Origin of the sequence: Streptomyces sp. NPDC050528 (assembly GCF_044457795.1) — a bacterium.
Classification (GTDB): domain Bacteria; phylum Actinomycetota; class Actinomycetes; order Streptomycetales; family Streptomycetaceae; genus Streptomyces.
Genome location: NZ_JBITHH010000001.1, coordinates 736,665 through 762,000, shown reverse-complemented (window position 1 = coordinate 762,000; position 25,336 = coordinate 736,665). Strand labels below are relative to the sequence as shown.

Sequence of the window (25,336 nt, the reverse complement as noted above, 5' to 3'; positions counted from 1 at the left end):
GTCGCCTCAGGGGCGGTTGGGGAGCCCGCCGGTCTCCGGGTCGCGGCCCGTCAGGCAGTAGGTGCCGCCGGCCGGGTCCCGCATGACCGTCCAGTGCTTGCCGTGGGAGACGACGGTCGCGCCGAGGTTCTCGTGACGGGCGACGGCCGCGTCGATGTCCGCGCAGGCCAGGTCGAGATGGGCGGCGGCGGGGCGTTCCTCGCCGAGGCGTTGGAGCAGGATGCGGATCGGCAGGCCGGGCGGCGGCTTGAGCACGTGGAACTCGGGGAGCGCGCCGGACAGCGAGGCCCAGTCGGGCAACAGGGCGCTCCAGAAGGCGAGTTCGGCGTCGTAGGAGCCGGGCCCGATGTCGATCGACACCTGGTCGAGGCGGGTGCCGGCCGCGACGGGCGGTCGTACGGACTCGCCGTGCCAGGGGACCGCGCAGAACAACTGCCCTGCGGGGGACCGGAGTACGGCCCAGCCGTCGTGCTCGGCGACGGTGTCGGCGCCGAGTCGCAGCGCGGAGTTCACGAACGCCGGTACGTCCGCGACGGAGAAGTCGAGATGAGCGCCGCCCGGGCCGGCGTCGACGCCCTGGACCTTCACACAGGCGTCCGTCCCCTCTGACAGCAGGGTGACGAACTCGCCTTGTTCACCGCGCGGTTCGGACGGCCGGGTGTCCGTGACGGCCGTCCAGAAGGTGCGGGCGGGTTCGACGAGACCGAGCGGGCGGTCGACGAAGGCGTAGGTCCAGCGGAGGGTGGGTGCGCTCATGGCGTGATGGTAGGCGCGAGGCTCGCGACTGCCCCGTGTGTTTTCAGTCCCCGTCCCGCTGCATGAACCGCAGCATGTTCCCGGCCGGGTCGCGGAACGCGCAGTCGCGGACGCCGTAGGGCTGGTCCGTCGGTTCCTGGACCACCTCGGCGCCGGACTCCTGGACGCGGGCGTAGAGGGCGTCGCAGTCGGCGGTGGTGAAGTTCACGCCGCGCAGGGTGCCCTTGGCGAGGAGTTCGGCCATGGCCTGCTTGTCGGCGGGGGAGGCATCCGGGTTCGCGGCCGGCGGCTCCAGGACGATCTCCACGTCCGGCTGCAACGGCGACCCCACGGTCACCCACCGCATGCCCTCGAAACCGACGTCGTTACGGATTTCCAGCTCCAGGACGTCGCAGTAGAAGGCGAGCGCCTTGTCGTGGTCGTCGACGGCGATGAAGCACTGGCGGAGTTTGAGATCCATGGACGACAGGCTAGGGGCGCGGCGGCGGTCCCGCCCGGTTCGGCCGGGTAAAAGTGCGGGCCACGCAGGACGGGATCACGGCACCGGCCTCGTGCGAACGGGCCCGATAGGCGCTGGGCGTCTCACCGACCAACTCGGTGAACCGCGAGCTGAACGAACCGAGCGAAGTACACCCGACGGCCATGCACACCTCGGTCACACTCAGATCCCCGCGCCGGAGAAGGGCCTTGGCCCGCTCGATCCGCCGGGTCATGAGATAGCTGTACGGCGTCTCGCCGTACGCGGCGCGGAAACTGCGCTGGAAGTGGCCCGGCGACATCAGCGCGGTGCGCGCGATCGAGGCCATGTCGAGGGGTTCGGCGTACTCGCGGTTCATGCGGTCGCGGGCCTGTCGCAGCCGTACGAGGTCGTCGCGGTTCACGGGGTCCAGGATGGCACGGGGGCCGTTTGTGCCGGGGCGGGAACGGCGAAGCATCCTTGTCGGTAGAGTCTGGTCCGGCCGCGACTGGCGAGGGTGGACAACCACCGGGGAGCGGCCGTTGACCCGCGTGAGCGTCGACCGCCTGGGCGTCTCCGTCAGTGATTTTCCGCTGAGGAGACCAGGACGTGGATCCGCGTTACGGAATGAATCCGAGCTCCGCCGTCACGTCGTCGACGCCACCGGCACGGTGTCGGCCACATCGCCGAGCCGGGCGGATCGATCCGTTCCCGTGAGGTCGAAGACGCCTGCCGTGAGTATCAGATCGCCCTCGCACGCACCCGTCCCGGAAAGCGCAGCCGTATGTTCGCCCTCCACGACCTGTTGTCCGCCAACCCCTACCCGGGCCGCGGGGTCCTGTGCGCCCGCACCCGCTCCGGAACGGTTCTGGGCGGTTACTTCCTCACCGGCCGCAGCCCTGCCTCGCGCGACCGCGCCCTGCGACTGATGGACGGTGAGCTCGTGGTCGGCTCCCTCGCCGCGGCGGAACACGATCCACTTCGCCACTACGCCGCCGCCACGGCCACCGACGGCTGGCTGGTTCTGGGCAATGGCGAGCAGGTGTCCCGGGCCGCGGAACGACTCCGTGCGGGAGCCGCGCCCACCGAAGCGCTCAGCGGCTTCGCGTACGAACCGGACCCGCCGATCCGGACGTCCCGGATCACCGCGCTGATCAGCCGCGACGGCGGACGCACCACCGTTTTCGGAGCCGCCCGCCCCAGCCGTGCCGCACGCCTGACCAGCAACGTGATGACCCTCGCCGTACAGGATCTGGAACCGGGCGAGGCGGTCCTGCTGACCACCTACGACTCCGACGGCGAACAGGTCTCGGTCGCCGCTCCCTTCACCGAGGCCGCTGTCGGCGCCGGGAACGCCGAGGAACTGCTGGACGAGATCTGGTCCGGGCTCGACGAACGGTTCCGGATCGCCGCCGCGGTCGTTGATCCTGCCCGGGGACCGGGGGCTGCGATCCGGCGATCCGCTTGAGCCGCGACGCCTGGGAGACTGGCTTCCTGTGACCCATTCTGATCTCGCTCGCCGCATCCATGCCGTCTCTCACCTCGAAGGCCACTTCACGCTTCGGTCCGGACGGGCCGCCACGGAGTACTTCGACAAGTACCGGTTCGAGGGCGATCCCGTTCTGCTGGACGAGATCGCCCAGCGGATGGCGCCACTGGTGCCGTCCGGCACCGAGGTGCTGGCCGGCCTGGAGATGGGCGGCATCCCGGTCGTGACCGCGCTCGGCCGGCACACGGGTCTGCCCTGTGCGTTCGTACGCAAACAGGCCAAGCCGTATGGCACCTGCCGTCTCGCCGAGGGCGCCGAGGTGGGGGGCCGGCGAGTGCTGGTGGTCGAGGACGTGGTCACCAGTGGTGGACAGATCGTGCTGTCGACCGCGGATCTGCGTGACCTGGGCGCGCGGGTTCACGAGGCTCTGTGCGTGATCGACCGTGAGCAGGGTGGTGCGGATGCCCTCGCGGCCGAGCGCATCAAGCTGGTGTCGTTGCTGACTGCCGCGGACCTGCGAGCCGCCGCTTGACCGGCAGTGCCCTTCGACTGCCGTCCCTGACGCGGGCACGACGAAGGGGCTCCGCCGGCGAACCGGTGGAGCCCCTTCCCCGAACCCGCTGACCGTCGATGGTGCACCGATCGTCGGTCGGGCGGGTCGGGCCGACTGGGTGTCAGGCCTTCTTGGTCTCCCAGAAGATCTTGTCGATCTGGGCGATGTAGTCGAGCGCCTTCTGGCCCGTCGCCGGGTCGGTGGACGCCTTGGCGGCCGAGAGGGCCTTCAGGGTGTCGTTGACCAGCTGGTGCAGCTCCGGGTACTTCTCGAAGTGCGGGGGCTTGAAGTAGTCGCTCCAGAGCACCGAGACGTGGTGCTTCGCGAGCTCGGCACGCTGTTCCTTGATGACGATGGCGCGTGCCTGGAAGTGCGGGTCGTCGTTGGCGGCCATCTTGTCCTGCACGGCCTTCACCGACTCCGCCTCGATGCGGGCCTGGGCCGGGTCGTACACACCGCAGGGCAGGTCGCAGTGCGCGCTGACCTTCACCTTGGGGGCAAACAGGCGGGAAAGCATGGAGCGTTCCTTCCTCGTGATCGTCTTCTCAGGTGGGACATTACTCCCTGGAGAAGCTGATTTCGCGAGTGCCCCCATGGGCTTAGGACAAAAGTCCAGGGTCGGACTCAGACTGGTGGAGGATAGGACCGGGGAGGTGCCGGGGATGCCGGAGCTGTCGCAGGAGACCGAGCGGGGAAGGGCCGTACTGCCCTTCGGGACGGCCGAGGTGACGGGCCCGTCGATGGTGCCGACGCTGCTGCACGGGGATCTGCTCGTGGTGCAGTACGGCGCCAGGGTCAGGCCGGGGGACATCGTCGTGCTGCGGCATCCGTTCCAGCAGGACCTGCTGGTCGTGAAGCGGGCGGCGGAGCGGCGGGACGGGGGCTGGTGGGTGCTCGGGGACAACGCGTTCGCCGGTGGGGACAGCACGGATTACGGCGCCGTGCCCGAGGATCTGGTGCTGGGCAAGGTGCGGTTTCGGTACCGGCCGCCGAAGGCCGGTCAGCGTTCGCCGGTCGCGCTCGTCCGCTGGGTGCTCTCCGCCGCCAGGCCCGTGCTCTCCGACCGGTCGGCCTCCAGGCGCTTCCGGGCCCGGTAGGCGGCCACGTTGGCGCGGGTCGCGCAGCGGTCCGAGCAGTAGCGCCGGGAGCGGTTCGTCGAGGTGTCCAGGTAGGCGTTGCGGCACGGCGCCGCCTCGCACAGGCCGAGGCGGTCGACGCCGTACTCGGTGAGATGGAAGGCCAGGCCCATCGCCGCGATCGCCGCGTAGCCGGCCGTCGCGTTCGACGGGTGGTCAGCGAGGTGCATGTGCCACAGCGGGCGGCCGTCGTCGTCCCGGAAGTTGTGGCCCGAGATCTGCGGGCTGACCGGGAACTCCAGGAGCAGTGAGTTCAGCAGGTTCACGGAGAGGGTCTCGTCGCCGCCGTCGGCCGCCTCGAAGACCGCCCGCAGCCGCGCCCGGACCGAGCGGAAGCGCGTGACGTCGGCGTCGGCGGCGCGGCGGGCCGCCTCCTGGTTGGTGCCGAACAGGTCCCGCACGGCCTCGACCGAGGTCAGGGCGTCCTTGCCCCGGGCCGGTTCCTCGGTGTTGACGAGGCGTACGGCGTAGTCCGAGTAATAGGCCAGTTCCACTTGTAGTCCTTACGGAGGCGCTCTATGGTCGTGGATGCGGTCGGGTAACAGCTGATCGTGCTTCCAGGGTATTACGACAGTGACGGGACAGGGGGTCCACATGACGACCGGCATCGGAACCGACTGGCAGGCCTGGCAGGAGAGCTGGGACCGGCAGCAGGAGTGGTACATGCCCGACCGGGAGGACCGCTTCCGGATCATGCTCGACATGGTCGAGGCCTGCGTGGGACCCGAGCCTCGCGTCCTCGACCTCGCCTGCGGCACCGGCAGCATCACCGCCCGGCTCCTGGCCCGCTTCCCGAAGGCCACCAGCACCGGTGTCGACCTCGACCCCGCCCTCCTCGCCATCGCCCGGGGCACCTTCGCCGGCGACGACCGGGTCTCCTTCGTCACCGCCGACCTCAAGGACCCGGACTGGACGACGAGCCTGCCGTACGACTCGTACGACGCCGTCCTGACCGCCACGGCCCTGCACTGGCTGCGCAGCGAACCCCTCGCGGCCCTCTACGGACAACTCGCCGACCTCGTTCGCTACGGCGGCGTCTTCATGAACGCCGACCACATGATCGACGACACCACGCCCCGGATCAACGCGATCGAGCGCACCCAGCGCCACGCCCGCATGGATCAGGCCATGCGCGACGGCGCCCTCGACTGGGCCGAGTGGTGGCAGCTCGCCGCCCAGGACCCCGTCCTCGCCGGTCCCACGGCCCAGCGCTTCGAGATCTACGGCGACCACGCCGACGGCGACATGCCCTCCGCCGCATGGCACGCGCGCGTGCTGCGCGAGAAGGGGTTCGAGGAGGCGCGGGCGGTGTGGTGCTCGCCGTCGGACACCTTGTTGCTCGCGCTCAAGTAGGCGTTCCCGAAAGCGAGTTCAGATCTGTCGAATGGGTCGGTGAGCAGGCGCGCACGTCATCGGCCGGACCATCACACTGAGTTGCTGAAGCGAAATACCTTGCTTCTCGGTGGGGGTGATGATCCAATGCCCACTCCAAGACCACGGGGGCTTGGAGAGGGGATAGGTCTGAAATGAGAATTCGGCCTCTGTCCGCCGTTGCCGCGCTGACCATCGCGGCCGCGGGGACATTGCTGGCGGGTACTCCCGCCAGTGCGGCGAGCAAGACCTGTGCGGTGGACCAGGGTTCCGTCTATGACGTCTGTTTCGACGCCGACGGAGACAAGTTCATCGTCAACGACCTTCGCAAGGACGGTATGCGTGCCGTCGTGAAGTGGAAGGCGATGGACGGTTCGGGCCGAGTCGGCCAATGCGCGGACACCGACGGCGCGTTCAACGCGGCGAAGGTCTGCGACTACGACTTCAAGGAAGGCCCGCAGAACTACGTCCTGTTCACCGGCTTCATCCAGGACGGGCCGCGCGGCGCCGCGCAGTTCATCTCCTACACGTACACCGGGTACATCAGCGCCAAGTGAGCCTCGGCCGCGCACTCAGGGGGAAAACAGTGGGACTCAAGCAGAGAATCGTCGTCGGCGCGGTATCCGTGCTGGCGTTCAGCGGCCTTCCGGTATTCGTGGCCGGGGCCCAGGCCGACCCGAGTTGTACGGTCAGCGTCAGCGGCTCCACGAGCGGCAAGTCGTACACGGTGAACTTCACCAAGAATCCCTGTGGCCGTAAGGTCCGGGCCTATGTCGGCTGTATCTACACCGACACGTTCTACCGGTCGACGAAGTACGGGAAGACCATCTCCGGTACGGGCACCAGCAAGGCGACCTGTGATTCGCGCGACGTCATCGAAAAGCGCGGACACCAGGTCTATGTGCCGGGCCAGGGCTGGACGACGTACCAGCACTGAACGATGTGCAGTTGAAAAGGGCTGGTGCGGAAGGGAATTACCTTCCGCACCAGCCCTTTTCAGGGACTCCGTACCAGCCCTTTTCGGATCTGCCGTTTCTGGCAACCCGTCTCTGCCGTCTCTGACAATCCGTCAGAAGGCGGTGGCTCAGAGCACCTTGGACAGGAACGACTTCGTGCGCTCGTGCTGCGGGTTCGTCAGGACCTCGCGCGGATGGCCGGACTCGACCACCACACCGTCGTCCATGAAGACCAGCGAGTCGCCGACCTCGCGGGCGAAGCCCATCTCGTGGGTGACGACGATCATCGTCATGCCGTCCGCCGCCAAGTCCCGCATGACGTCGAGCACTTCGCCGACCAGCTCCGGGTCGAGGGCCGAGGTCGGCTCGTCGAAGAGCATCAGCTTGGGCTGCATCGCGAGCGCCCGGGCGATCGCGACGCGCTGCTGCTGGCCGCCGGAGAGCTGGGCCGGGTAGTGGCCGGTACGGTCGCCGAGGCCCACGCGGTCCAGCAGCTGCTGCGCCCGCTCCCGTGCCACGGCCTTGGTCTCGCGCTTGACCTGGACCGGCGCCTCCATGACGTTCTCCAGCGCCGTCATGTGCGGGAACAGGTTGAAGCGCTGGAACACCATGCCGATGTCCCGCCGCTGCGCGGAGACCTCCTTCTCCTTCAACTCATAGAGCTTGTCGCCCTGTTGCCGGTAGCCGACGAGCCGGCCGTCGACGTAGAGCCGCCCGGCGTTGATCTTCTCCAGGTGGTTGATGCACCGCAGGAAGGTGGACTTGCCGGAGCCGGACGGGCCGACCAGGCAGAACACCTCGCGCGGGTTCACCTCCAGGTCGATGCCCTTGAGGATGTGCGCGAGCCCGAACGACTTGTGCACGGCCTCGGCCCTGACCATCGGCCCGCCGCTCGTGCTGGGGGCGATGTCCTTGGTGAGCTTGGTCATCGGGCCACCTCCGGGCGGCGGAACGAGCCGAACATGCGGAGGTACTTGCGCATCCGCTGCAGGGGGGTCGGCGGCAGACTGCGCTGGGAACCACGGGCGTAGCGGCGCTCGATGTAGTACTGCACGATGCTGAAGATCGTGGTCAGGAACAGGTACCAGATGCACGCCACGAAGTACATCTCGACGACCGCCAGCGAGGTGCTGGAGATGTCCGTTGCCTTCTTGATCAGCTCGGGGAGCTGGACGGCGTAGGCCAGGGACGAGGTCTTCAGCATGTTGATGAACTCGTTGCCGGTCGGCGGGATGATGACCCGCATCGCCTGCGGGAGGACCACCCGGCGCAGCGTCTTGCCCTGCGTCATGCCCAGGGCGTGCGACGCCTCCGTCTGGCCCTCGTCGACCGACTGGATGCCGGCGCGGACGATCTCCGACATGTACGCGGCCTCGTTCAGGCCCAGGCCCAGCAGCGCCGTCAGAACCGGCGTCATCACCTGGTTCATCTCGTCCTTGTAGAACCCCAGGTTCAGGATGGGGAACACGAGCGAGATGTTGTACCAGAGGAGCAGCTGCACCAGGACCGGGGTGCCGCGGAAGAACCAGATGTAGACCCAGGCCACGGTGCTGGTGACCGGGTTCGACGACAGCCGCATCACGGCCAGGATCACGCCGAGTACGACGCCCAGGAGCATCGCGAGCACCGAGATGTACAGCGTGGTCCAGGCGCCGGCCACGATGCCCGGGTCGAAGAGGTAGTCCGGGATCACGCTGTAGTTGATCTTCGCGTTGGAGAACGCGATCCCGACCAGCACCAGCAGGCCGATGACCACGACCCCGGCCACCCAGCGGCCGTAGTGGCGCACCGGGATGGCCTTGATCTGCTCGGGCGGCACCGAGGGCGCGGGCGGCGGAACCTTGTCGGCAATGTCAGTCACGGTGACTGCCTTTCAACGTCGCGCGGGATCAGGAGCCGCCGTTGATCTTGGCCTCGGTCACCGCGCCGTCCGTGACGTTCCACTTCTGCAGGATCTTGGTGTACTCGCCGTTCTTCATGATCGCGGCGAGCGCGGCCTGGAGGGCGTCGCGCAGCTGGGTGTTGGTCTTGCTGACGGCGATGCCGTACGGACCCGCCTCGATCTGGTCGCCGACGACCTCGAAGTCCTTGCCGCTGCTGGAGGTCTTCGCGTTGTAGGCCGCCACCGGGAAGTCGTTGAGGTCGGCGACGGACGCGCCCTGCTTCAGGCGGAGCAGCGCCTCGGGGTCGGTGTCGAAGGTCTGCAGGCTGATGGCCTTCTTGCCGTCGGTCGTACACTTCTTGCTCTGCGTCTTGGCGATGCCCTCGGACGTGGTGCCCTTCTGCAGCGCTACGACCTTGCCGCACAGGTCGTCGAGCGACTTGATGCCCTTCGGGTTGCCCTTCTGGACCAGGATCGACGTACCGGCGGTGAAGTAGTCGACGAAGTCGACGCCGTCGCCGACCTTCTTGCCGGTGTCCGAGTCCACGCCGTCCTGGCGGGCCTTGGTGTCGTTCATCGCCGACATGAGCACCTGGAAGCGCTTGGCCTGGAGGCCCACGATCAGGTTGTCGAACTTGCCGTTCTGGAACTCGAACTTCACGCCGAGCTGCTTGCCGAGCGCGGCCGCGATGTCCGGGTCGATGCCGACGGCCTTGCCGTTCTCCATGTACTCGACCGGCGGGTACGCGATGTCCGAGCCGACCTGGATGACGCCGGCCTTGCGGATGTCGGCGGGGAGCTTGCTCGCGAGCGGCGCCGAGGCGGACGACGACGAGTCCGAGCTGCCGCTGTTGTCCGTGTGGTCACCGCAGGCGGTGAGCACCAGGGTGCCGGCGACCGCGAGCGCGCCGACCGCTGCCAGCCGGGTGTGCGGGGCGGTCGTACGACGGGTGAATCTTGCGGTCATGGTGAATTCCTCCGGCGGATGGATGGCGGTGCCGACGGGTCGACGAGAACACACACCTTCGGGTGTCGCGACCTCGTGTGATTAGGGCATCTTGCCATTCGGACTGGACCATTCAGGGGACCAGCCATGTCAAAATCGGATAACGGGTGAACCCCGAATCGCATCAGGTCGGTACATCGAGACGCCCTGATCACGGACCATCTGCTGGAATCACCCGTTCCGGCCGGAAGATCTTCGGCATGTCTCACGATGTGATCGATCATCGTTCCGCCCTCGGCGGACGAGATGTGACCTTGCGCCTATTGGACTCGTCCTCGGCGGTGTCCGTCCGGTAAGAAGGTTCTCTACACCCCTCATCCGGGGCTCAGGGCGCGTGTGCGGCGCGCCCGTCGCGCAGGTGCTCGTACGCATCAATTCTCTGGGGCCTGCGCGGTGCCCGCCCACCCCTCACCAGGGAGTGGCCACCCTCAAAATCAATGAAGACTTAAGGGGTAAGACAAAGTGGCAGCGGAGATCGTCAATCCTCGCAGCGACAGCAGTACGGATCAGGACGGCGGGGCCGAGCCCCTCGATTCCTTCGATCCGGCGTTCGCGCTGCACCGCGGCGGCAAGATGGCCGTGCAGGCCACCGTGCCGATCCGCGACAAGGACGACCTGTCCCTCGCGTACACACCCGGCGTCGCGCGCGTGTGCACCGCGATCGCGGAGCAGCCGGAACTCGTCCACGACTACACGTGGAAGTCGTCCGTGGTCGCCGTCGTGACGGACGGTACGGCCGTGCTCGGACTCGGCGACATCGGTCCCGAGGCATCCCTCCCCGTCATGGAGGGCAAGGCGATCCTGTTCAAGCAGTTCGGCGGCGTGGACGCGGTGCCGATCGCGCTGGACTGCACCGGCGTCGACGAGATCATCGAGACCGTGGTGCGCCTCGCGCCCTCCTTCGGGGGCGTCAACCTGGAGGACATCTCGGCGCCGCGCTGCTTCGAGATCGAGCGTCGGCTCCAGGAGCGGCTGGACATTCCGGTCTTCCACGACGACCAGCACGGTACGGCGATCGTGACGCTGGCGGCGCTGCGGAACGCTGCGCGGCTGACCGGGCGGGAGTTGGGCGAGCTGCGGGCCGTCATCTCCGGTGCGGGTGCGGCCGGCGTGGCCATCGCCAAGTTCCTGCTGGAGGCGGGGCTCGGCGATGTCGCCGTCGCCGACCGCAAGGGTGTCGTCTCGCGTGACCGGGACGACCTCACGCCGGTCAAGCGCGAGCTCGCCGAGATCACCAACAAGGCGGGGATCTCGGGGTCGTTGGAGGCGGCGCTGGAAGGTGCCGACGTCTTCATCGGGGTTTCCGGGGGTACGGTGCCGGAGCCTGCCGTCGCTTCGATGGCCGAGGGTGCGTTCGTCTTCGCGATGGCCAACCCGGATCCCGAGGTGCACCCGGATGTGGCGCACAAGTACGCGGCGGTTGTCGCCACAGGCCGGTCCGACTTCCCGAACCAGATCAACAACGTGCTGGCGTTTCCGGGGATCTTCGCGGGGGCGTTGCAGGTGCGGGCGTCTCGGATCACGGAGGGGATGAAGATCGCGGCGGCGGAGGCGTTGGCCGGGGTCGTGGGGGACGATCTTGCCGCGGACTATGTGATTCCGTCGCCGTTCGATGAGCGGGTGGCGCCTGCGGTGACCGCGGCGGTGGCTGCGGCGGCGCGGGCGGAGGGGGTTGCTCGGCGGTGACTCCGAATGGCCCCGTCCGTTTGGGCGGGGCCATTCTTTGCCCACCCGCCCGCCCGTTCGGGTGACTTGGGGGGTGGGCGTTTGCCGTGGGGGGTCTGGGTTGCTTGGCGGCTGCGGGTGGTGGGGGCTTGTGCCTTTCCCACCCGCCCGCCCGTGCGGGGGACTGGGCGGTGGGCGTTTGCCGTGGGCGGTCCGGGTTGCTTGGCGGCTGCGGGTCGTGGGGGCTTGTAACTTTCCCGCCCGCCCGCCCGTGCGGGGCATCCGACGGTGGACGTTGCCCGTGGGGGTTGGGGTCGTTCGGCGGCTGCGGGCTGCGGGCTGCGGGCTGCGGGCTGCGGGCTGCGGGCTGCGGGCTGCGGGCTGCGGGGGGCTTGTGCCTTCGCGCTCGTTCGTGCGGGGGCCTGAGGGGGGCCTTTGTCGTGGGGGTGAGGTTGCTCGGCGGCTGCGAGGGTGGGCCCTGCTGGTGCCGGTCGTCTTCCAGCCCGTCCGGCGTTTGAGGACGAGGCCGTTCAGGCCGACATGCGGGGGTCTGGGGGCGCAGCCCCCGGGGGACGGTCACGCAAGGCACCCCGTACCCCTCGTGCAAGAGGGCATGTGTCACAGCGTGAGGTAGTTCCCTGGTCAACCGGCGGAGCCTATCGTCAAGGTCATGTTCGCCGTCTACGCCGCCCGAATCGACCGCGACCAGCCGCTCTCCGGCCTTGAGTTGGGGGAGCGTCCCGCCCCCGAGGCCCGGCCGGGCTGGAGCACCGTCGACGTCAGGGCCGCCTCCCTCAATCACCATGACCTCTGGTCCCTGCGCGGCGTCGGCCTCGCGGAGGACAAGCTGCCGATGATCCTCGGCTGCGACGCCGCCGGTGTCGACGAGGACGGCAACGAGGTCGTCCTGCACTCCGTCATCGGCCAGACCGGTCACGGCGTCGGCCCCAAGGAACCCCGTTCCATCCTCACCGAGCACTACCAGGGCACCTTCGCCGAGCGAGTCGCCGTACCGACGTGGAACGTGCTGCCCAAGCCGAAGGAACTGTCCTTCGCCGAGGCCGCCTGCCTCCCTACCGCATGGTTGACCGCGTACCGCATGCTCTTCACCAACTCCGGTGTACGGCCCGGTGATTCAGTGCTCGTGCAGGGTGCCGGCGGGGGCGTTGCCACGGCCGCCATCGTGCTCGCCAAGGCGGCGGGGTTGCGCGTCTTCGCGACCAGCCGGGACGAGGCCAAGCGGAAGCGGGCGCTGGAACTCGGTGCCGTGGAGGCGGTGGAGCCGGGCGCGCGGCTGTCGCAGCGCGTCGACGCCGTCATCGAGACCGTCGGCGCCGCCACCTGGTCCCACTCGGTCAAGTCTCTGAAGCCCGGCGGCACCATCGTCATCTCCGGTGCCACGAGCGGCGACCGGCCCTCGCACGCCGAACTCACCCGCATCTTCTTCCTCGAACTCAAGGTCGTCGGCTCGACCATGGGCACCAAGGACGAACTGGAGGATCTGCTCGCCTTCTGCGCGGCCACCGGTGTCCGTCCGGTCATCGACGAGGTGCTGCCCATGGACCGCGCCCGCGAAGGCTTCGAACGGCTCGACTCCGGCGGCCAGTTCGGCAAGATCGTCCTCACGAACGGATAGTCCTCCCCCTCGTTGCGCGGCCTCGTTGCTCGGCTTTGCGGCCGGTCCGGTTTCCGGGCCGGCCGTTGGCGTGTGTGTCGCCATCGCTTGTCAACTTTGGTTGACATCGTGCGCGTGTCAACGTAGGTTGACATCATGACCGAAGCAACGGATCTCGCCGAGCGCGCGGGTGACCGTGATCCACGGGTCGGCCTGCGTGCCGTCTCCGCGCTGCGCAGGCTAGTGGAGCAGTTGGAGGCGGTGCAGGTGCGCAGTGCGCGCAACCAGGGCTGGTCGTGGCAGGAGATCGCCGCGGAACTCGGTGTCAGCAGGCAGGCCGTGCACAAGAAGTACGGGAGGCAGTGATGTTCGAACGGTTCACGAAGGACGCCCGCGCCGTGGTGCAGGGCGCGGTGGAGCACCGCGAGCGGTCGGGGTCCCGCTCCGTCGACCCCGACCATCTGCTGCTGGCACTCCTCGACCGCCGGGGCAGTCGCGCCTCCTTCGCCCTGACCGCCCTCGGCCTCGCTCCCGAGAAACGCAAGGAGTCCGTACGACAGGCTCTCGGCGACGCGCGTCGACGTGCGGGGCTCTCCCAGTCCGAGGCCGACGCCCTTGCCGGGCTCGGTATCGACGTCTCGGAGATCGTCGCCCGGGTCGAGGAGGTGCACGGCGTCGGGGCGATGTCCGGCGAGCGACACTCCAAGGAGTCCCGGTCGGGTCGCCCCACCTTCAGTCGCGGTGCCAAGAACGTCCTGGAGAAGTCCTTGCGCATCGCCGTCGCCCACCGCGACCGCCACATCGGCGACGAGCACCTCCTCCTCGCCCTGACCATCCTCCCCGGCGTACCGGGCGAGGCGCTCGCCGACCACGGAGTGACCCACGAGGCGGTGACGCGCGTGCTGTACGGGGGAGGGGAGGCGAGGGCGGCGGGGTAAGGGTGACGGGATAAGGGCGGCGGCCGAGGGGCCCGAACCGCTCGCTCCTTCCCTCAGGCCCTCAGGCTTTAGGCCTTGCGGTTGCCGCCTCGCAGTACCGCCCCGATGTGTGCCGCCGCCGCCGACAAGTGGCGGCGCGTGTCGCGGAGTTGGTCCTCGGTGACGCCATGGTCGCGGGCCGCGTCACGGATGTCGTCCCGGAAGCGGTCGAGGAGCCGGTCGAGATCGCGGGCCGGCTCGCCGGTGGAGTCGTCGTGGGCCCAGGTCGGCTCGTACTCGGCGGGGAAGTCCTCCGGGGTCTGGCTGTACTCGGGTGCCGACGGACTGCCCGAGGCCGATGCCGATGCCGACTTGCCGGCACCTGCACCTGCACCCGCACCCGTACCAGCACCCGCTCCCGCACCGGTACCCGGCCGTCCGAACCCGAAGTCCTTGCCGAACTCCTTCCCGAAGTCGCCGAATTCCTTGGCCAGTTCGGTCAGGCTCTCTCGCACCCCCGTGGGCCAGTCGCCGCGCGCGAAGTGGTCCTGCGCGTGCTCCTGGACCTGGCGGCCGATGCGCTGCATCTCCTCCTGGGCCTGCGCCCAGGCCCGCGCCTGCGCCTCCTTGGCCTGGCGCCGGGCCTGTTGGGCCTCCTCGCGGGCCCGCCGGCTCTCGTCCTTGGCGCGCCGGGCCTGTTCCTTCCACTCCTGCTTGGCGCGGCGCATCTCCTCCTTGGCGGCGCGCCACGACTCCTTGTCACCGAAGTCCGTGAAGTCCCCGGCGGGGGAGTCGTGTTCGCCCGTCCGGCCGCGCCCGGTCCTGGCGCCCTGCCGGGCCTCGGTGGCCGCCGCGCGCATCTCGCGGCGCAGGTCGCCCGCCGCGCCCCGGACGTCGGCCCGGATCTCGGCGGCGAGTTCGGCGACCGACTCGCGGATCTCCAGCTCCAGGTCGGCCAACTCGCCGCTGCGGTCGGCCAGTTCGGCGCGGCCGGCGTCCGTGATGGCGTACACCTTGCGGCCGCCCTCGGTGGTGTGGGTGACCAGGCCCTCGGCCTCCAGCTTGGACAGGCGCGGGTAGACCGTGCCCGCCGAGGGCGCGTACAGCCCCTGGAAGCGCTCCTCCAGGAGGCGGATGACCTCGTAGCCGTGTCGGGGGGCCTCGTCCAGCAGCTTCAGCAGGTAGAGGCGGAGGCGGCCGTGGGCGAAGACGGGAGGCATGTCAGAGCACCTTCTTGTCGGTCGTGCCGTCGGCGTCGGCGGTGCCGTCAGCACCGTCCGGGCCGGAAACGGAATTGTCCCCCGAGTTGCTCTGAACCCCGTCCACAGGGGCGCCGGAAGCGTCGACCGAAGCATCCGGAGCCTTGGTCTCCCCGGGGCCCGACTCCCTGGCGGTGTCGTCCGCAGCGCCCGGCGCGGGCGCGTCCGCAGAGGTGTCCGACGCGTCGGGCCCCTTGGTCATGTCGGCCCGAGCTGTCTTGTCGGCCCGCGTCGCCGTGACGTTCACCTCTGTGGGCCCGTCCCACGGGCCGTCCTCACCCTCGTCCTCCGTCGCGGGCCGCCGTAGCAGCGCGATCGAACCGGAGACGGTCGTCGCGCGCAGCTTCCCGGTGCCCGCGCCCAGCCGCCCGGTGATCTTGTGGGCGCCCCACTGGCCGTGCACCCGCAACCCGTCGAAGGCGTTGGAGATCGAACCACTCGCCGTGTTGGCCTCGACGTCCGCATCCGCCGGGTGGGGCAGCCGGATGGCGATCTCGCCCGAGACGTTGGTGAGACGGACGTCGGTCGGGCCGTCCGGGTCGAGGTCCACGATCATCGAGCCGCTCACCGACTCGGCGCGCACGGAGGGACCCGAGCCCTCGACGACCGTGAGATCGCCGGAGACCGAGTTGAAGCGGAGGTCGCCGGTGACCGCTTGCGCCTCCAGGTTCCCGGAGACCGTCTCGGCGCGGACCGACCCGGAGAGGCTGACGAGGGTCGTGTCGCCCGTGACCCCGCGCACCACCGAAGGTCCGCTGATCCCGGAGACGACGGCCGCCGCGCCGACCACCCCGACCTCGACCCGGGTGCTCGCGGGCACGGCCAGGGAGACCACCGCGCTGCGCCGCCAGCCCTTGCGGTCGAGCCACTTGAGGAAGCCCTTCCAGGGGAGGTCCTCGTACGCGACCGTCAGCGTGCCGTTCGTCTGGGTCACCACCAGGGGCGGCCCGTCGATCTCGGAGATTTCCATGCGGGCGGAACCCTCGTCCGTCCCCACGACGTTCACCGTTCCGTTGACGATGCGCACGTGGAGATCGCTCACGGGCTCGTCGAACGTGAGCTTCTTGGGCTCTGCGACGGACCACTCGGACATGATGCAGACCTCCTCGGCCTAGTCGGACGGAACGCGACGCGCCATATCGCGTCTTCCGAGAAACACGATATATCGCGGATCGGGAAAGTCAAGACACTCGTTTCGGTGATCACCGGACGTCGAACAAACGGCGGAAATCGGTGCATTGCCCTAGCGTGTGACCATGTCGACGGAGAAGCCCCAGGCCGGACGCCGGACCGGTGCCACCCCGGGTGCCCTGCTGCTCTGCCGGGCCGACCCCGAGTCCGTCGCCCAGGCGGCCCATCCGCTCCGCGAACGCATGCTGCTCACCGGCGCGGGCAACGACTGGAGCGTGCTCGTCCCCGAGGGCAAACCGTGGCTGCACGGCGAGGAACCGGTCGACCGCGTCCTCACCGGCTGGGCCACCGCGCTAGCCGTCGGCGCTCCCTGGCCGGTACTCGCCCTGTGGTGGGACGCCGACCGCGCGGGCTACACCCTGGCCTCCGGTTTCCGCCGCCCCGTCGGCTACGTCTGGCTCACCGACGGCACTCCCGCCGGCGAGGACGAGGCGATGCGCACCTTCGCCGCCCGCCTGGCCCTGGACCCGGTCCTGGACCTGCAGTCCCTGGACGACCTGACGAAACCGGACCCCGAAGCCGACGCCCGCGCCCGCCTCCGCGGCCTCCTCGCAGTCCTCACGCGCGCGGGAGTGGCCCTCCCCACCGGCCTCACCCCGGGCGAACCCGCCGACCGCCTCCGGGAGATCGCCCGCGTCCGCCCCGACGCCCGACAGGTCGAATGGGCGGGCTGGCGCGAGGCCGTCCGCGCGGAACTCGACGCGGTCGACTGCAGCCGCCTCGGCCCCTGGATGCCCTGGTCCGGTACCCCCAGGGCGCGCGCCCTCGCCCTGACCCAGATGGCGGCGGGCCTCCCGCTCACGACCTGGGGCCTACGACGCCGTAGCGGAGGCTGGATCGTGGCGGGGGCGCTGCTCCTGACGCACGGGGCGCTGGGCCTCGCGTACGACGTGGCCCGCCCGCGCGACTGACGCCCCGGACGAGACGGTCGTAGGAACTACTCGTCGTCGTCCTCGTCGTCCAGCCGTGCCAGCCAGGTCGCCAGGCGTTCCACCGGGACCTCGAAGTCCGGGTTCAGGTCCACGAAGGTGCGCAGTTGCTCGGCGAGCCACTCGAAGGTGACCTCTTCCTCGCCGCGTCGCTTTTCGAGCTCTTCGATGCCTCGGTCGGTGAAGTACACGGGGGATTCTCCTGGAAGTGGGCCTCGGGCCACGGTTCGGTGGATCTCCAGGTTATGTGGGATCGGCGTGGCGGCCGACGACTCCGGCGCATCCGGCGCGCAGGCAGGCCGCTGCCGGGGTATGCCCTATGCGAGGAAGGGGCGGCGGGACCGGGGTGCGCGCCGGCAAAGGCTGCCGAGCGGGGACGCAGGCGACGAGGTGAGGGGGCAGGGTGATGGCGGAGTCAGAGGCCAGTACGCCGGACGGCGAGGAGCCGTCTCCGGGGCACCCACGGGACGCGGAACTGCCGGACCTTCTGGCAATGGGGCTTGCGGAGTTGAGGACTGTGCAGCACCCGATCCTGGCCGAGGTGCTGGTGGACCTCCGGGAGCGAGCGACGGATCCGGACGAGATGTTGTGGGGGTTCAACAACGCTTTTTGAGCGGGCAGCGGGCGAGCGGGGAGAGGCGCGCTGCGTGTGGAAGCGGGTGGTCCGGAGCCGCGGTTGTCCCATGCCGGGTTCCGGCCGATCCACCGGCCGAATCGGACACCTTCGAAGAGGCCGGGTTACGTGCGGGAAGGCGCCGGGAAAGGCGTCTCGGGCGGCTTGCACTACGGCAATGGGGGGGGGCCTGAGTGTCTGAAGACGTGACCCTGGCACGGGCTCCTTTCCCCTTCCGGCAGTTCGTGGTGAAAATCCATGGCCGATGCAACCTTTCCTGCCGCTACTGCTATCTCTACGAAGGCCCCGATCAGACATGGCGCGACCGTCCCTCCGCGGCCTCCCCGGAGGTGCTTGACGCCACCGCGTCCCGTATCGCCGAGCACGCCGCACAACACCGACTGAGCGCGCTGTCCCTGGTCCTGCACGGCGGTGAGCCGTTGCTCGCGGGTGCGGAGAGGCTGGCCTGGTTCACCGACCGGGTGAGGGCGGAAGTGCCCGCACGGTGCACTGTTCACCCCGTTGTCCAGACGAATGGCACGCTCCTGACCGCGCGACGTGTCGACGTACTGGCCTGGCATGGCATCCGTGTCGGTCTCAGCCTCGACGGGGGTCTTGCCGCCCACAACGCGCGCCGCGTCGACCGTGCCGGACGGCCGTCGTGGCCCGCGGCGGTGCGTGGCGCGCGGCTGCTCGCCGAACGGCGTCCGGAGTCGTACGCGGGAATCTTGTCCGTGGTGGACCCTGCGACCGATCCGATCGAGATGTACGAATCCCTGTTGGCGCTGCGTCCGCCGGCGCTCGACCTCCTGCTGCCGCACGGGAACTGGTCGACTCCGCCGCCCGCTCTCGGGCCGATGCCGGCGAAACGGGTCACGACCCCCTACGGGGACTGGTTGTGCGCCGTTTTCGACCGCTGGTGGGGAGCGGGACGCCGGGAGACGAAGGTGCGGCTCTTCGAGGAGTGCATCGCGCTGCTGTTGGGGCTGCGTGCGAGTACGGAGTCGTTGGGGCTCGCCCCTTTCGATGCCGTGGTCGTGGAGACCGACGGTTCGATCGAACAGATCGATTCGCTCAAGTCGGCGTACGACGGGGCTGCTCACACCGGTCTGGACGTCTTCCGGGACAGTTTCGACGACGCGCTCGGTCATCCTGGTGTCGTTGCGCGGCAGGCGGGGGCCGATGCGCTGGGGGCGGAGTGCCGGGTATGTCCGCTGCTGGCGGTCTGTGGGGGTGGGCACTACGCCCATCGTTATCGGGCCGGGTACGGCTTCGTGAATCCCTCGGTGTACTGCGTTGACCTGCAGCGGTTCATCCGGCATGTCGCCGGGCGGGTGGCCGGGGCGGCGACCGCGCCCCAAGTGGCCCGAGCCGGAACCCCTGGCACCCGAGGAGCCCCCTGGTGATCTCGTCGGCGCTCCCCGATGGAGCTCTGCGTGAACTGGGCCGTACTGCGGGCGGCCCCGACACGCTCGCGCTGCTTGTCCGGGATCAGCACACTCGGCGGCTGCTTTTGCTGCGTGCCGTGTTGGATGCCGTCGAGGCCGCAGACGCGGCGGTCTGCCCGTCGTCGGTCCGGGACCGGCTGCGGGAGGACTGGGCCCTCTTGGAGGCGGCGGACCGAACGCGGGACGAGGGCGGCACAGAGACATGGCTGGGAGCGGGCATCCGGGGTTCGGCTGCCCTGGACCGGCTCCTGTATCCACTGGTCGGGCCCTGGGCTCGGAGCTGCCTGCGTTTACTGGACGGTGTGGCGGCGGGCGGCGACCGTGTGCCCCTTGAGGGACAGGAACGAGTACGACTCCTGAGGCGTGACCTGGCTCATTTCAGCGCCATCGCTGCCGCTGCGGCGGTTCGGGCCGGGGTGCCGTTCGCGGTGCGGCTCAGGGCTCGGGACGGGGTGTTGGTGCTGCCGTCTCTGGGGGCGTTGCGGACGGATGCATCGGGGGATGCGGTGGTTGAACTCGCCTTCCAGGAAGGGGTAATGACCTTTCGTCAGGTCGGGGCGGCGGACGTCGTAGTGCGTTGGGGGTGTGACGGCTCCACGACGTGGTCCGATGCGCTCGCCTGGACCGCCATGCGCACCCTGCCCGGCCTGTTTCCCGGTGTCGACCCGGTGCCGCTCGACGACATCGATCCTTTCCGCACCGCGAATCGTGAGCTGCGGCACCGTGATCTGAGTGGTCCGGCCGTTGTCGACGCGGAGGAGCGAGCGCGGTGGTTGCGTTCGTGGGAGGGGACGGCATCCCTGTTGCGGCTCGGGGGTGAGCATCGGTTGATGGAGGTCGCCGCTCTGCTGCGGTGTCTGGTGCCGTTGACCGTTCCTGTCTCGCCCATGGCCCTGGACTCGGAGGCGGGCGGTATCGGCAGCTGCAGCGGGAGTCGCAGGGAGGCCTTCGGCGCTGTTCTCAGCAGCACCCCACCTACTCCCGCCGCATTCGCGGCGACCCTCGTGCACGAGATTCAGCATGCCAAATTCGCCGCGCTCAGCGAGCTGGTGGAGTTGCACCACGCGGGTCCGGAGGAACGATACTTCGCACCGTGGAGGCCCGACCCGAGACCGTATGACGCGTTGTTGCACGGGGCCTACAGTCACTTGGCGCTCGCGGACTTCTTTCAACGTTGCGCACTGGCGACCACTGTCGGGCCCGCGCAGAGAGACGCGGCATGGGAGCGGCATGCACGCCATCGAGAGCAGGTGAAGGCCGCCCTCCGAGAGATCGAGGCATCGGACGAACTCACGCGGTCCGGGCGCCTCCTGGTCGACCGACTGATCAAAGAGTGCGCACGGATGGGTGACGACCCACCCCCCAGGAGAGTGCGGGAAGAGGCCGAGAACTATGTCTACCTGCTCCGGAAGGCATGGATACGAGAATATTTGTACCCAAACGGGTGAGGGATGCGTGTCTCAGCAGAAGATTGATCGTTCGTGCGTAAAGGATGCGCGAAGCAATCAAGAAGCACGTGGGACGAAAACGCTGTGGAGAGAACGGCTCCACAGGTGCTGAACGCGCCCTGGTCGAGGCCGGTGTCTGCGTCCTACACTGGCGCACGTCACTGCGTGCCTCGACGGGGGAGGTCGCCACATGGCCGGGACGCGCACGCCTGTTGGGTCGATCGGCGGACGTGCGGTCAAGCAGACCGTGACGATCAGTTTCGCGGGGTTCAACAGAGCCTGGGCGGCGTGGATCGGGGACCGGCTGGAGCGTCGCGGTCACCGTGTCGTATTCGCGCGATGGGATGCCCCGCCGGAGATTGCGCTAGTCGATCTACTGGAGTCCCTGAAGCTCGCCCCGGGGCGGGTTCTGATCGTCGTCAGCAAGTGGTACTTCCAACTGGGGCCGCGCACCTACGAAGAGTGGAATGCTGCGCTCCGACAGGTCGTGGCTCCTGATCCGGCGAAGTTCGCGGCGGTGTCCGTCAGCAGTGACCCGATGCCGACCGCCACTGCCGTCCTCGCCGCGATGGACCTCAGCAACGTGGGTGTCGACGAGGCCGAACGGCGTCTGCTGGACCGGCTCGACATGCTCGGCGAGCCGTTGCTGGAGTCCGCTGACGGCGCGCGGCGCGGTCCCCGCTTTCCGGCGGTGATGCCCGAAGTCTGGGGTGGGGTGCCCCGCCGCAACACCCGTTTCACGGGACGTGAGCCGCTGCTCAACGATGCCTACCACCTCTTGCAGGACGCCGAGCCGGGCGCGGGAGTGCTGGCCTTCTACGGCATGCCGGGGGTGGGCAAGACCCAGCTCGCGGCCGAGTACGTCTACCGCTTCGGGCCTGAATACGACGTGGTGTGGTGGGTCAACGCCGAGTCGCTGGCGGCCTATCGGCGTCGCCTCGCGGAACTCGCCCCCAAGCTCGGCCTCTCGACGGGCGCCGACTACGGCGAGCGACTGCGTGCCGTGAGAGACGCTCTGCGTCGGGGGCAACCTCATAGCCGCTGGTTGTTGGTTCTGGACGGTGCGGACGAGCCGGGTCAGATCTCGAACGTCGTACCCACCGGCCCCGGTCACGTCCTGATCACCTCACGGAACCAGGGGTGGCGCGAGCAGAACAGCCAGTTGATGGAGGTGCCGGTCTATCTTCGCGACGAATCGGTGGCCTTCATCCGTCGCAGGGCCTCGCGGCTGACGGATGCCGATGCCAATCAGCTCGCGGAGGCACTGGAAGACCTGCCGCTGCTGCTGGACCAGACGGCCGGCTGGCTGAACGACTCGGACTTGTCCGTGCCGGACTACATCGCGCAGTTCGAGAGCGGCTTGGCTGTTCCAGGAGACATCCCGGGGCCTTTCCAGCGGGCCTGGGCGATCCTGCTGACAAAACTGAGGCAGACCGTGCCTGAGTCCGTTGACCTGCTGCGGCTGTGCACGTTTTTCGCACCAGGCTTCATTCCTGTGGGATTCCTCAGGGCACTGTCGATGGAGGAGATTCCAGAGAGGTTCGCCGGGCTGATTGGTGATCCCGCGCTGTGGACCAGAGCGATCGACCAGTTGCGCCAGTATTCGGTGGTTCGCCTGGAATCCCACGAGACGGTCGCTGACGAGGATGCCTCCGCCGGCCAGTCCCTCTACCTGCACAGGATGGTGCATCAGATCGTGCATCAGGGAATTTCCGATGAGGACAGTCGCGTCTTCGTCGACTTGGTGCGACGGGCTCTGGTGGCGGCCGATCCCGGGCGCCCCGACGACACCCGGTTGTGGGACAAGTACGCGGAGATCGTGCCACACCTCAAGTACGCGGATGTGCTCACGAGTGAAGCTCGCCAGGTCCAACGGCTTGTCCTGAACTGCCTCCGCTACATGTACAGCTCGGGTGAGTACACGGCAGGCCTCAAACTCGGCGAGCGTGCCATGGATGCCTGGCGGGAGTTGCTGGGTGAGGGACATCCTCGCTTCTGGGAGCTGGCCCATCACTATGCCAACCTGCTTCGAGCAGTAGGCGACTACCAGAATGCTGAGACGGTCGGACGTTCGGTTGTCGAAACGCTCAAAGGTCAAAACAGGGCCCAGGGGCTGGAGTACGTACGTGCGATCAACGGTATCGCCGCCGACCTGCGAGGTCTTGCTCGCTACCAAGAAGCGCTGGAGCTCTCGGAGTGGCTTGTCCCGGCCTGGCGTGACCTTCTTGGCGAATCGGATCGTCAAACACTGAGTGCGCAGAATAATTTGGCTGTTTCGCTGCGGCTTCTTGGCCGCTATGAAGAAGCCTTGGAGATGGATCGGAGAACTCTGGAACTGCGTCGTGAAGTCCTTCGAGCAGCGCATCCGGAAACAATTTGGTCGGGAATCAGCTATTCCTTCGATCTGCGCCTTTTGGGTCGATACGCAGAAGCCGAATCCATTCAGAGAGATAATCTGCGCGAATTGCGCAGGATTCTGGGTGATGACGGGGAGCTGACGCTGCGGGGAGAGCACAATCTTGCGTTGTGCCTGTATCGAGGTGGTGACCGTGGCCAAGCGGGACGGTTGCTTGCCGGGGTCTTGGAGCGCGGGGGGCGAGTGTTGGGTGAAGCATCCCCATGGACGTTGGTATTTGCCGTAAGTCAGAGCTGTTTCGCCCGCGAACACGGTGACATCGACAAGGCGCGCGAGGTCAGCGAATCCGTCCTGGCGCGCTATGAGTTGGCGCATTCGGAAGGGCATCCTTTCATTGCGGGATGCCGGTCCAACCACTCCCTGATCCTCTGCAGCGTCGGAGAACTGGACCAGGCTTACGCTCTCGCCGAGCGAGCCCTGGCCGACATGACCACGGCGGTGGGGGAGACCCACCCCTGGACCTTGGGCTGTGCCATCAACGCCTCATTCATCCGCAACTTGTCAGGCGACCCGGAGTCGGCCGCAGAGCTGAGCAGGACGACGGTCTCGCGGGCCGGCGAGGTGCTGGGCCGCACGCATCCGCTGACCCTGTCGGCCCGTATTGCTCTCGCAGCCGATCTCCGTGATCTGAGGAACCGTCAAGAGGCGGAAAAGATCGAACAGGAAGCGCTGTCGGATCTGTCGGGAACCCTCGGGTCCCAGCATGTTCACACGGTTGCGGCCCGTTCCCGGAAGCGCCCTTACTGGGACTTCGAGCCCTGGACCGTGTGAATGGCCCGGAGCATCTCCCAGCACGCATAACTCTCTGCGGGCCGGGGAATGAGCAGAATCCCTGTCAATAACCGCACACAACAATGATGTTGGACCGGGGGGACGTGTGGTGATTCTTGTGGGGCCCGTTCCGGTGGGCGCAGACGGACCGATACCTGTAGAAGTCGACGTCGAGGTCGACCCCGGTGTGCCGGACGGCCTCGCAGCCGTCTACGCCGACGAAAAGACCAGAGACGGTTCCGCCCGCCGAGTCGTCCAAGTCGCCCAGGACGCCTACACCGAGGGCCTGGACCTGGCCCGCCGGTGTGCCGCGCAGGCCGTCCGCCGGTTCGGGGAGATGGCGGACGAACTGAGGCCGGACGAGATCGAGTTGCAGTTGGCGATCAAAGTGGACGCGGGCGTCGTGGCGTTGGTCAAGAGCGGGGCCGAAGCGCAGCTCCAGGTCACCTTCAGGTGGCGGACAGCCGGCGCCTCCGGAGTGGCGTTACCGGGCAGCGGAGGGGGAGCCGACTCGTGAGCCGTGCATCGGAGGGCGTGCGCATCCTGCCCTACAGCCGAGTCGTGGGGCAGGACGATCTCAAACTGGCGCTGGAACTCAATTACGTGGCACCTACCATCGGCGGGGTGCTCATGGCCGGAGCTCGCGGGACCGCCAAGTCGACCCTCGTACGGGCCTTCGCGCTCATGGTGCACGAGGAGTTACCGGTCACGCTCCCCATCAACGCGACCGACGACCGGGTCGTCGGCGGCTGGGAGTTGGACGCTCTGATGCGGGGCGAGGCGCGTCCGCAGCCGGGGTTGCTGGAAGAGGCCGCCGAGAAGGGGCTGCTTTACATCGACGAGGTGAACCTCCTCGACGACCACCTCGTCAATATCATCCTCGACGTCGTCTCGACCGGAGTGCTGTCCGTGCAACGGGAAGGACTCGCCACCGCCAAGCAGCTGTCCTTCGGGCTGGTGGGCACGATGAACCCCGAAGAAGGCGGTCTGCGGCCGCAGTTGCTGGACCGGTTCGGGCTCATGGTCGCCGCGAGCCAGCTGGACACCGAAGCACGCCACAGGACGATCCGGACCGTTCTCGACTTCGAGGAGGAGCTGACCCGCAAGGAGTCCGCCTGGCTGGAGGATGCGGAACGGGACGACACCGCACGGCGGGAACGGCTTGAGAGGGCCAAGGAGCGGGTGTCCCGCACGCAGGTCCCCGACGAGGTCGTCCGGTTGTGCGCGCAGGCTGCCGAGCGCGTGGCAGCCGTCGGCCAGCGCGGCGAGATCGTGGCGACCCTGGCGGCCCGTGCGCTGGCCGCACTGGAGGACGCGGACGCGGTGGGGCCCGGTCATCTCTTCCGGGTACTGCCCATGGCCTTTCGGCACCGTCGGCCGGAGACCGCCCACGGCGGCACGTTCGAATGGGGGCGCGAGGACGAGTCCCGCGTCAAGGACCTCTTCGACGCGGCCTGA

28 protein-coding genes and 1 riboswitch are annotated in these 25,336 nt (G+C 68.5%); of the genes, 17 read left to right on the top strand and 11 right to left on the bottom strand.

Features of this window, described 5'->3' with window-relative positions; translation table 11 throughout:
• Positions 1-6: 6 nt before the first annotated feature.
• The 3 genes from ACIBK4_RS03480 to ACIBK4_RS03470 are packed head-to-tail and all read right to left on the bottom strand — an operon-like array spanning position 7 to position 1,637.
• Entirely contained in the window at positions 7-756 is a 750-nt protein-coding gene (locus ACIBK4_RS03480) for a VOC family protein (RefSeq protein WP_398991668.1), read from the bottom strand.
• A gap of 43 nt (positions 757-799) precedes the next feature.
• Positions 800-1,216 (bottom strand): VOC family protein, encoded by a 417-nt coding sequence (locus tag ACIBK4_RS03475; RefSeq protein WP_398991666.1) that lies wholly within the window; start codon positions 1,214-1,216, stop codon positions 800-802.
• Positions 1,217-1,226: 10 nt separating this feature from the next.
• Positions 1,227-1,637, bottom strand: coding sequence for a helix-turn-helix transcriptional regulator (locus ACIBK4_RS03470; protein ID WP_200687222.1), 411 nt, complete (start codon positions 1,635-1,637; stop codon positions 1,227-1,229).
• 70 nt (positions 1,638-1,707) lie between these two features.
• A riboswitch (ZMP/ZTP riboswitch) is annotated at positions 1,708-1,792 on the top strand.
• Positions 1,793-1,997: 205 nt separating this feature from the next.
• Between ACIBK4_RS03470 and ACIBK4_RS03465 the strand changes: the two genes are divergently transcribed.
• A complete protein-coding gene (locus ACIBK4_RS03465; protein ID WP_398991663.1) occupies positions 1,998-2,681 on the top strand; it encodes an IMP cyclohydrolase in 684 nt (227 codons plus the stop codon).
• A 28-nt stretch (positions 2,682-2,709) separates the two neighbouring features.
• A complete protein-coding gene (pyrE, locus tag ACIBK4_RS03460) occupies positions 2,710-3,234 on the top strand; it encodes an orotate phosphoribosyltransferase (RefSeq protein ID WP_398991661.1) in 525 nt (174 codons plus the stop codon).
• Positions 3,235-3,376: 142 nt separating this feature from the next.
• Here pyrE and sodN read toward each other — a convergent pair whose 3' ends face one another.
• A complete protein-coding gene (sodN, locus tag ACIBK4_RS03455) occupies positions 3,377-3,772 on the bottom strand; it encodes a superoxide dismutase, Ni (RefSeq protein WP_019058247.1) in 396 nt (131 codons plus the stop codon).
• 145 nt (positions 3,773-3,917) lie between these two features.
• Here sodN and sodX point away from each other — a divergent pair, with 145 nt between their 5' ends.
• The gene (gene sodX, locus ACIBK4_RS03450) at positions 3,918-4,352 is read left to right on the top strand and encodes a nickel-type superoxide dismutase maturation protease (RefSeq protein ID WP_366433878.1); all 435 of its coding nucleotides are present in this window, start codon (positions 3,918-3,920) and stop codon (positions 4,350-4,352) included.
• On the opposite strand, the gene ACIBK4_RS03445 is transcribed toward sodX, so the two are convergent.
• Positions 4,256-4,885 carry a CGNR zinc finger domain-containing protein gene (locus ACIBK4_RS03445; protein ID WP_366433879.1) on the bottom strand — a complete coding sequence of 210 codons (630 nt, stop codon included), beginning with the start codon at positions 4,883-4,885 and terminating at the stop codon, positions 4,256-4,258. The two genes, sodX and ACIBK4_RS03445, sit on opposite strands and share 97 nt — an antisense overlap.
• 100 nt (positions 4,886-4,985) lie before the next feature.
• Here ACIBK4_RS03445 and ACIBK4_RS03440 point away from each other — a divergent pair, with 100 nt between their 5' ends.
• The 3 genes from ACIBK4_RS03440 (at position 4,986) to ACIBK4_RS03430 (ending at position 6,699) form a co-directional block, all read left to right on the top strand.
• Positions 4,986-5,744, top strand: a complete 759-nt coding sequence (locus tag ACIBK4_RS03440) for a class I SAM-dependent methyltransferase (protein WP_398991658.1) — start codon at positions 4,986-4,988, stop codon at positions 5,742-5,744.
• A 173-nt stretch (positions 5,745-5,917) separates the two neighbouring features.
• Positions 5,918-6,319, top strand: a complete 402-nt coding sequence (locus ACIBK4_RS03435) for a hypothetical protein (protein ID WP_245607572.1) — start codon at positions 5,918-5,920, stop codon at positions 6,317-6,319.
• A 29-nt stretch (positions 6,320-6,348) separates the two neighbouring features.
• A complete protein-coding gene (locus ACIBK4_RS03430) occupies positions 6,349-6,699 on the top strand; it encodes a hypothetical protein (RefSeq protein WP_398991656.1) in 351 nt (116 codons plus the stop codon).
• 147 nt (positions 6,700-6,846) lie between these two features.
• Here ACIBK4_RS03430 and ACIBK4_RS03425 read toward each other — a convergent pair whose 3' ends face one another.
• Genes ACIBK4_RS03425 through ACIBK4_RS03415 form a run of 3 tightly spaced genes read right to left on the bottom strand, consistent with a single transcriptional unit; the run spans position 6,847 to position 9,567 of the window.
• Complete coding sequence (locus ACIBK4_RS03425) at positions 6,847-7,647, bottom strand: amino acid ABC transporter ATP-binding protein (RefSeq protein ID WP_398991654.1); 801 nt, start codon at positions 7,645-7,647, stop codon at positions 6,847-6,849.
• Entirely contained in the window at positions 7,644-8,579 is a 936-nt protein-coding gene (locus ACIBK4_RS03420; RefSeq protein ID WP_398991652.1) for an amino acid ABC transporter permease, read from the bottom strand. Before ACIBK4_RS03420 ends, ACIBK4_RS03425 begins: the two co-directional genes overlap by 4 nt.
• A 28-nt stretch (positions 8,580-8,607) precedes the next feature.
• Complete coding sequence (locus ACIBK4_RS03415; protein ID WP_398991650.1) at positions 8,608-9,567, bottom strand: ABC transporter substrate-binding protein; 960 nt, start codon at positions 9,565-9,567, stop codon at positions 8,608-8,610.
• A gap of 501 nt (positions 9,568-10,068) precedes the next feature.
• Between ACIBK4_RS03415 and ACIBK4_RS03410 the strand changes: the two genes are divergently transcribed.
• The 4 genes from ACIBK4_RS03410 to ACIBK4_RS03395 all read left to right on the top strand — a co-directional run bounded on the left by ACIBK4_RS03410 (position 10,069) and on the right by ACIBK4_RS03395 (position 13,824).
• Complete coding sequence (locus tag ACIBK4_RS03410; protein ID WP_398991648.1) at positions 10,069-11,292, top strand: NADP-dependent malic enzyme; 1,224 nt, start codon at positions 10,069-10,071, stop codon at positions 11,290-11,292.
• A gap of 649 nt (positions 11,293-11,941) precedes the next feature.
• A complete protein-coding gene (locus ACIBK4_RS03405) occupies positions 11,942-12,907 on the top strand; it encodes a zinc-binding dehydrogenase (RefSeq protein WP_398991646.1) in 966 nt (321 codons plus the stop codon).
• 135 nt (positions 12,908-13,042) lie between these two features.
• Positions 13,043-13,252: a helix-turn-helix domain-containing protein gene (locus tag ACIBK4_RS03400; RefSeq protein ID WP_266772466.1), complete on the top strand. Its 210-nt coding sequence runs from the start codon at positions 13,043-13,045 to the stop codon at positions 13,250-13,252.
• Entirely contained in the window at positions 13,252-13,824 is a 573-nt protein-coding gene (locus tag ACIBK4_RS03395) for a Clp protease N-terminal domain-containing protein (RefSeq protein WP_398991643.1), read from the top strand. Before ACIBK4_RS03400 ends, ACIBK4_RS03395 begins: the two co-directional genes overlap by 1 nt.
• A 68-nt stretch (positions 13,825-13,892) precedes the next feature.
• Here ACIBK4_RS03395 and ACIBK4_RS03390 read toward each other — a convergent pair whose 3' ends face one another.
• Together ACIBK4_RS03390 and ACIBK4_RS03385 are read right to left on the bottom strand one after the other, a co-directional pair.
• On the bottom strand, positions 13,893-15,023 hold the full coding sequence (locus ACIBK4_RS03390) for a helix-turn-helix transcriptional regulator (RefSeq protein ID WP_398991641.1): 1,131 nt from the start codon (positions 15,021-15,023) through the stop codon (positions 13,893-13,895).
• Between the two features lies 1 nt (position 15,024).
• Complete coding sequence (locus tag ACIBK4_RS03385) at positions 15,025-16,155, bottom strand: DUF4097 family beta strand repeat-containing protein (RefSeq protein ID WP_398991639.1); 1,131 nt, start codon at positions 16,153-16,155, stop codon at positions 15,025-15,027.
• A gap of 163 nt (positions 16,156-16,318) precedes the next feature.
• Between ACIBK4_RS03385 and ACIBK4_RS03380 the strand changes: the two genes are divergently transcribed.
• Positions 16,319-17,164 carry a hypothetical protein gene (locus tag ACIBK4_RS03380; protein WP_398991637.1) on the top strand — a complete coding sequence of 282 codons (846 nt, stop codon included), beginning with the start codon at positions 16,319-16,321 and terminating at the stop codon, positions 17,162-17,164.
• A gap of 26 nt (positions 17,165-17,190) precedes the next feature.
• Here the strand turns inward: ACIBK4_RS03380 and ACIBK4_RS03375 are convergent, their stop codons facing one another.
• Positions 17,191-17,373, bottom strand: a complete 183-nt coding sequence (locus ACIBK4_RS03375) for a DUF6104 family protein (protein ID WP_019075209.1) — start codon at positions 17,371-17,373, stop codon at positions 17,191-17,193.
• A gap of 215 nt (positions 17,374-17,588) precedes the next feature.
• Between ACIBK4_RS03375 and fxsA the strand changes: the two genes are divergently transcribed.
• The 6 genes from fxsA (at position 17,589) to ACIBK4_RS03345 (ending at position 25,336) form a co-directional block, all read left to right on the top strand.
• Entirely contained in the window at positions 17,589-17,795 is a 207-nt protein-coding gene (gene fxsA / locus ACIBK4_RS03370; protein WP_398991635.1) for an FxSxx-COOH cyclophane-containing RiPP peptide, read from the top strand.
• Between the two features lie 194 nt (positions 17,796-17,989).
• Positions 17,990-19,201, top strand: coding sequence for an FxsB family cyclophane-forming radical SAM/SPASM peptide maturase (locus tag ACIBK4_RS03365; RefSeq protein ID WP_398991632.1), 1,212 nt, complete (start codon positions 17,990-17,992; stop codon positions 19,199-19,201).
• A complete protein-coding gene (locus ACIBK4_RS03360) occupies positions 19,198-20,691 on the top strand; it encodes an aKG-HExxH-type peptide beta-hydroxylase (RefSeq protein WP_398991630.1) in 1,494 nt (497 codons plus the stop codon). The genes ACIBK4_RS03365 and ACIBK4_RS03360 overlap by 4 nt, the downstream gene beginning before the upstream one ends.
• A 190-nt stretch (positions 20,692-20,881) precedes the next feature.
• On the top strand, positions 20,882-23,878 hold the full coding sequence (fxsT, locus tag ACIBK4_RS03355; RefSeq protein WP_398991628.1) for an FxSxx-COOH system tetratricopeptide repeat protein: 2,997 nt from the start codon (positions 20,882-20,884) through the stop codon (positions 23,876-23,878).
• 133 nt (positions 23,879-24,011) lie between these two features.
• Entirely contained in the window at positions 24,012-24,395 is a 384-nt protein-coding gene (locus ACIBK4_RS03350) for a CU044_2847 family protein (RefSeq protein WP_398991626.1), read from the top strand.
• Positions 24,392-25,336 (top strand): AAA family ATPase, encoded by a 945-nt coding sequence (locus ACIBK4_RS03345; protein WP_398991624.1) that lies wholly within the window; start codon positions 24,392-24,394, stop codon positions 25,334-25,336. The genes ACIBK4_RS03350 and ACIBK4_RS03345 overlap by 4 nt, the downstream gene beginning before the upstream one ends.

Bases quoted from the DNA above. Each gene is read 5' to 3' on its own strand.
- ACIBK4_RS03480 (WP_398991668.1), bottom strand. From the start codon at position 756: ATGAGCGCACCCACCCTCCGCTGGACCTACGCCTTCGTCGACCGCCCG.
- ACIBK4_RS03475 (WP_398991666.1), bottom strand. From the start codon at position 1,216: ATGGATCTCAAACTCCGCCAGTGCTTCATCGCCGTCGACGACCACGAC.
- ACIBK4_RS03465 (WP_398991663.1), top strand. From the start codon at position 1,998: ATGTTCGCCCTCCACGACCTGTTGTCCGCCAACCCCTACCCGGGCCGC.
- sodN (WP_019058247.1), bottom strand. From the start codon at position 3,772: ATGCTTTCCCGCCTGTTTGCCCCCAAGGTGAAGGTCAGCGCGCACTGC.
- sodX (WP_366433878.1), top strand. From the start codon at position 3,918: ATGCCGGAGCTGTCGCAGGAGACCGAGCGGGGAAGGGCCGTACTGCCC.
- ACIBK4_RS03440 (WP_398991658.1), top strand. From the start codon at position 4,986: ATGACGACCGGCATCGGAACCGACTGGCAGGCCTGGCAGGAGAGCTGG.
- ACIBK4_RS03435 (WP_245607572.1), top strand. From the start codon at position 5,918: ATGAGAATTCGGCCTCTGTCCGCCGTTGCCGCGCTGACCATCGCGGCC.
- ACIBK4_RS03425 (WP_398991654.1), bottom strand. From the start codon at position 7,647: ATGACCAAGCTCACCAAGGACATCGCCCCCAGCACGAGCGGCGGGCCG.
- ACIBK4_RS03415 (WP_398991650.1), bottom strand. From the start codon at position 9,567: ATGACCGCAAGATTCACCCGTCGTACGACCGCCCCGCACACCCGGCTG.
- ACIBK4_RS03405 (WP_398991646.1), top strand. From the start codon at position 11,942: ATGTTCGCCGTCTACGCCGCCCGAATCGACCGCGACCAGCCGCTCTCC.
- ACIBK4_RS03400 (WP_266772466.1), top strand. From the start codon at position 13,043: ATGACCGAAGCAACGGATCTCGCCGAGCGCGCGGGTGACCGTGATCCA.
- ACIBK4_RS03395 (WP_398991643.1), top strand. From the start codon at position 13,252: ATGTTCGAACGGTTCACGAAGGACGCCCGCGCCGTGGTGCAGGGCGCG.
- ACIBK4_RS03390 (WP_398991641.1), bottom strand. From the start codon at position 15,023: ATGCCTCCCGTCTTCGCCCACGGCCGCCTCCGCCTCTACCTGCTGAAG.
- ACIBK4_RS03385 (WP_398991639.1), bottom strand. From the start codon at position 16,155: ATGTCCGAGTGGTCCGTCGCAGAGCCCAAGAAGCTCACGTTCGACGAG.
- ACIBK4_RS03380 (WP_398991637.1), top strand. From the start codon at position 16,319: ATGTCGACGGAGAAGCCCCAGGCCGGACGCCGGACCGGTGCCACCCCG.
- fxsA (WP_398991635.1), top strand. From the start codon at position 17,589: ATGGCGGAGTCAGAGGCCAGTACGCCGGACGGCGAGGAGCCGTCTCCG.
- fxsT (WP_398991628.1), top strand. From the start codon at position 20,882: ATGGCCGGGACGCGCACGCCTGTTGGGTCGATCGGCGGACGTGCGGTC.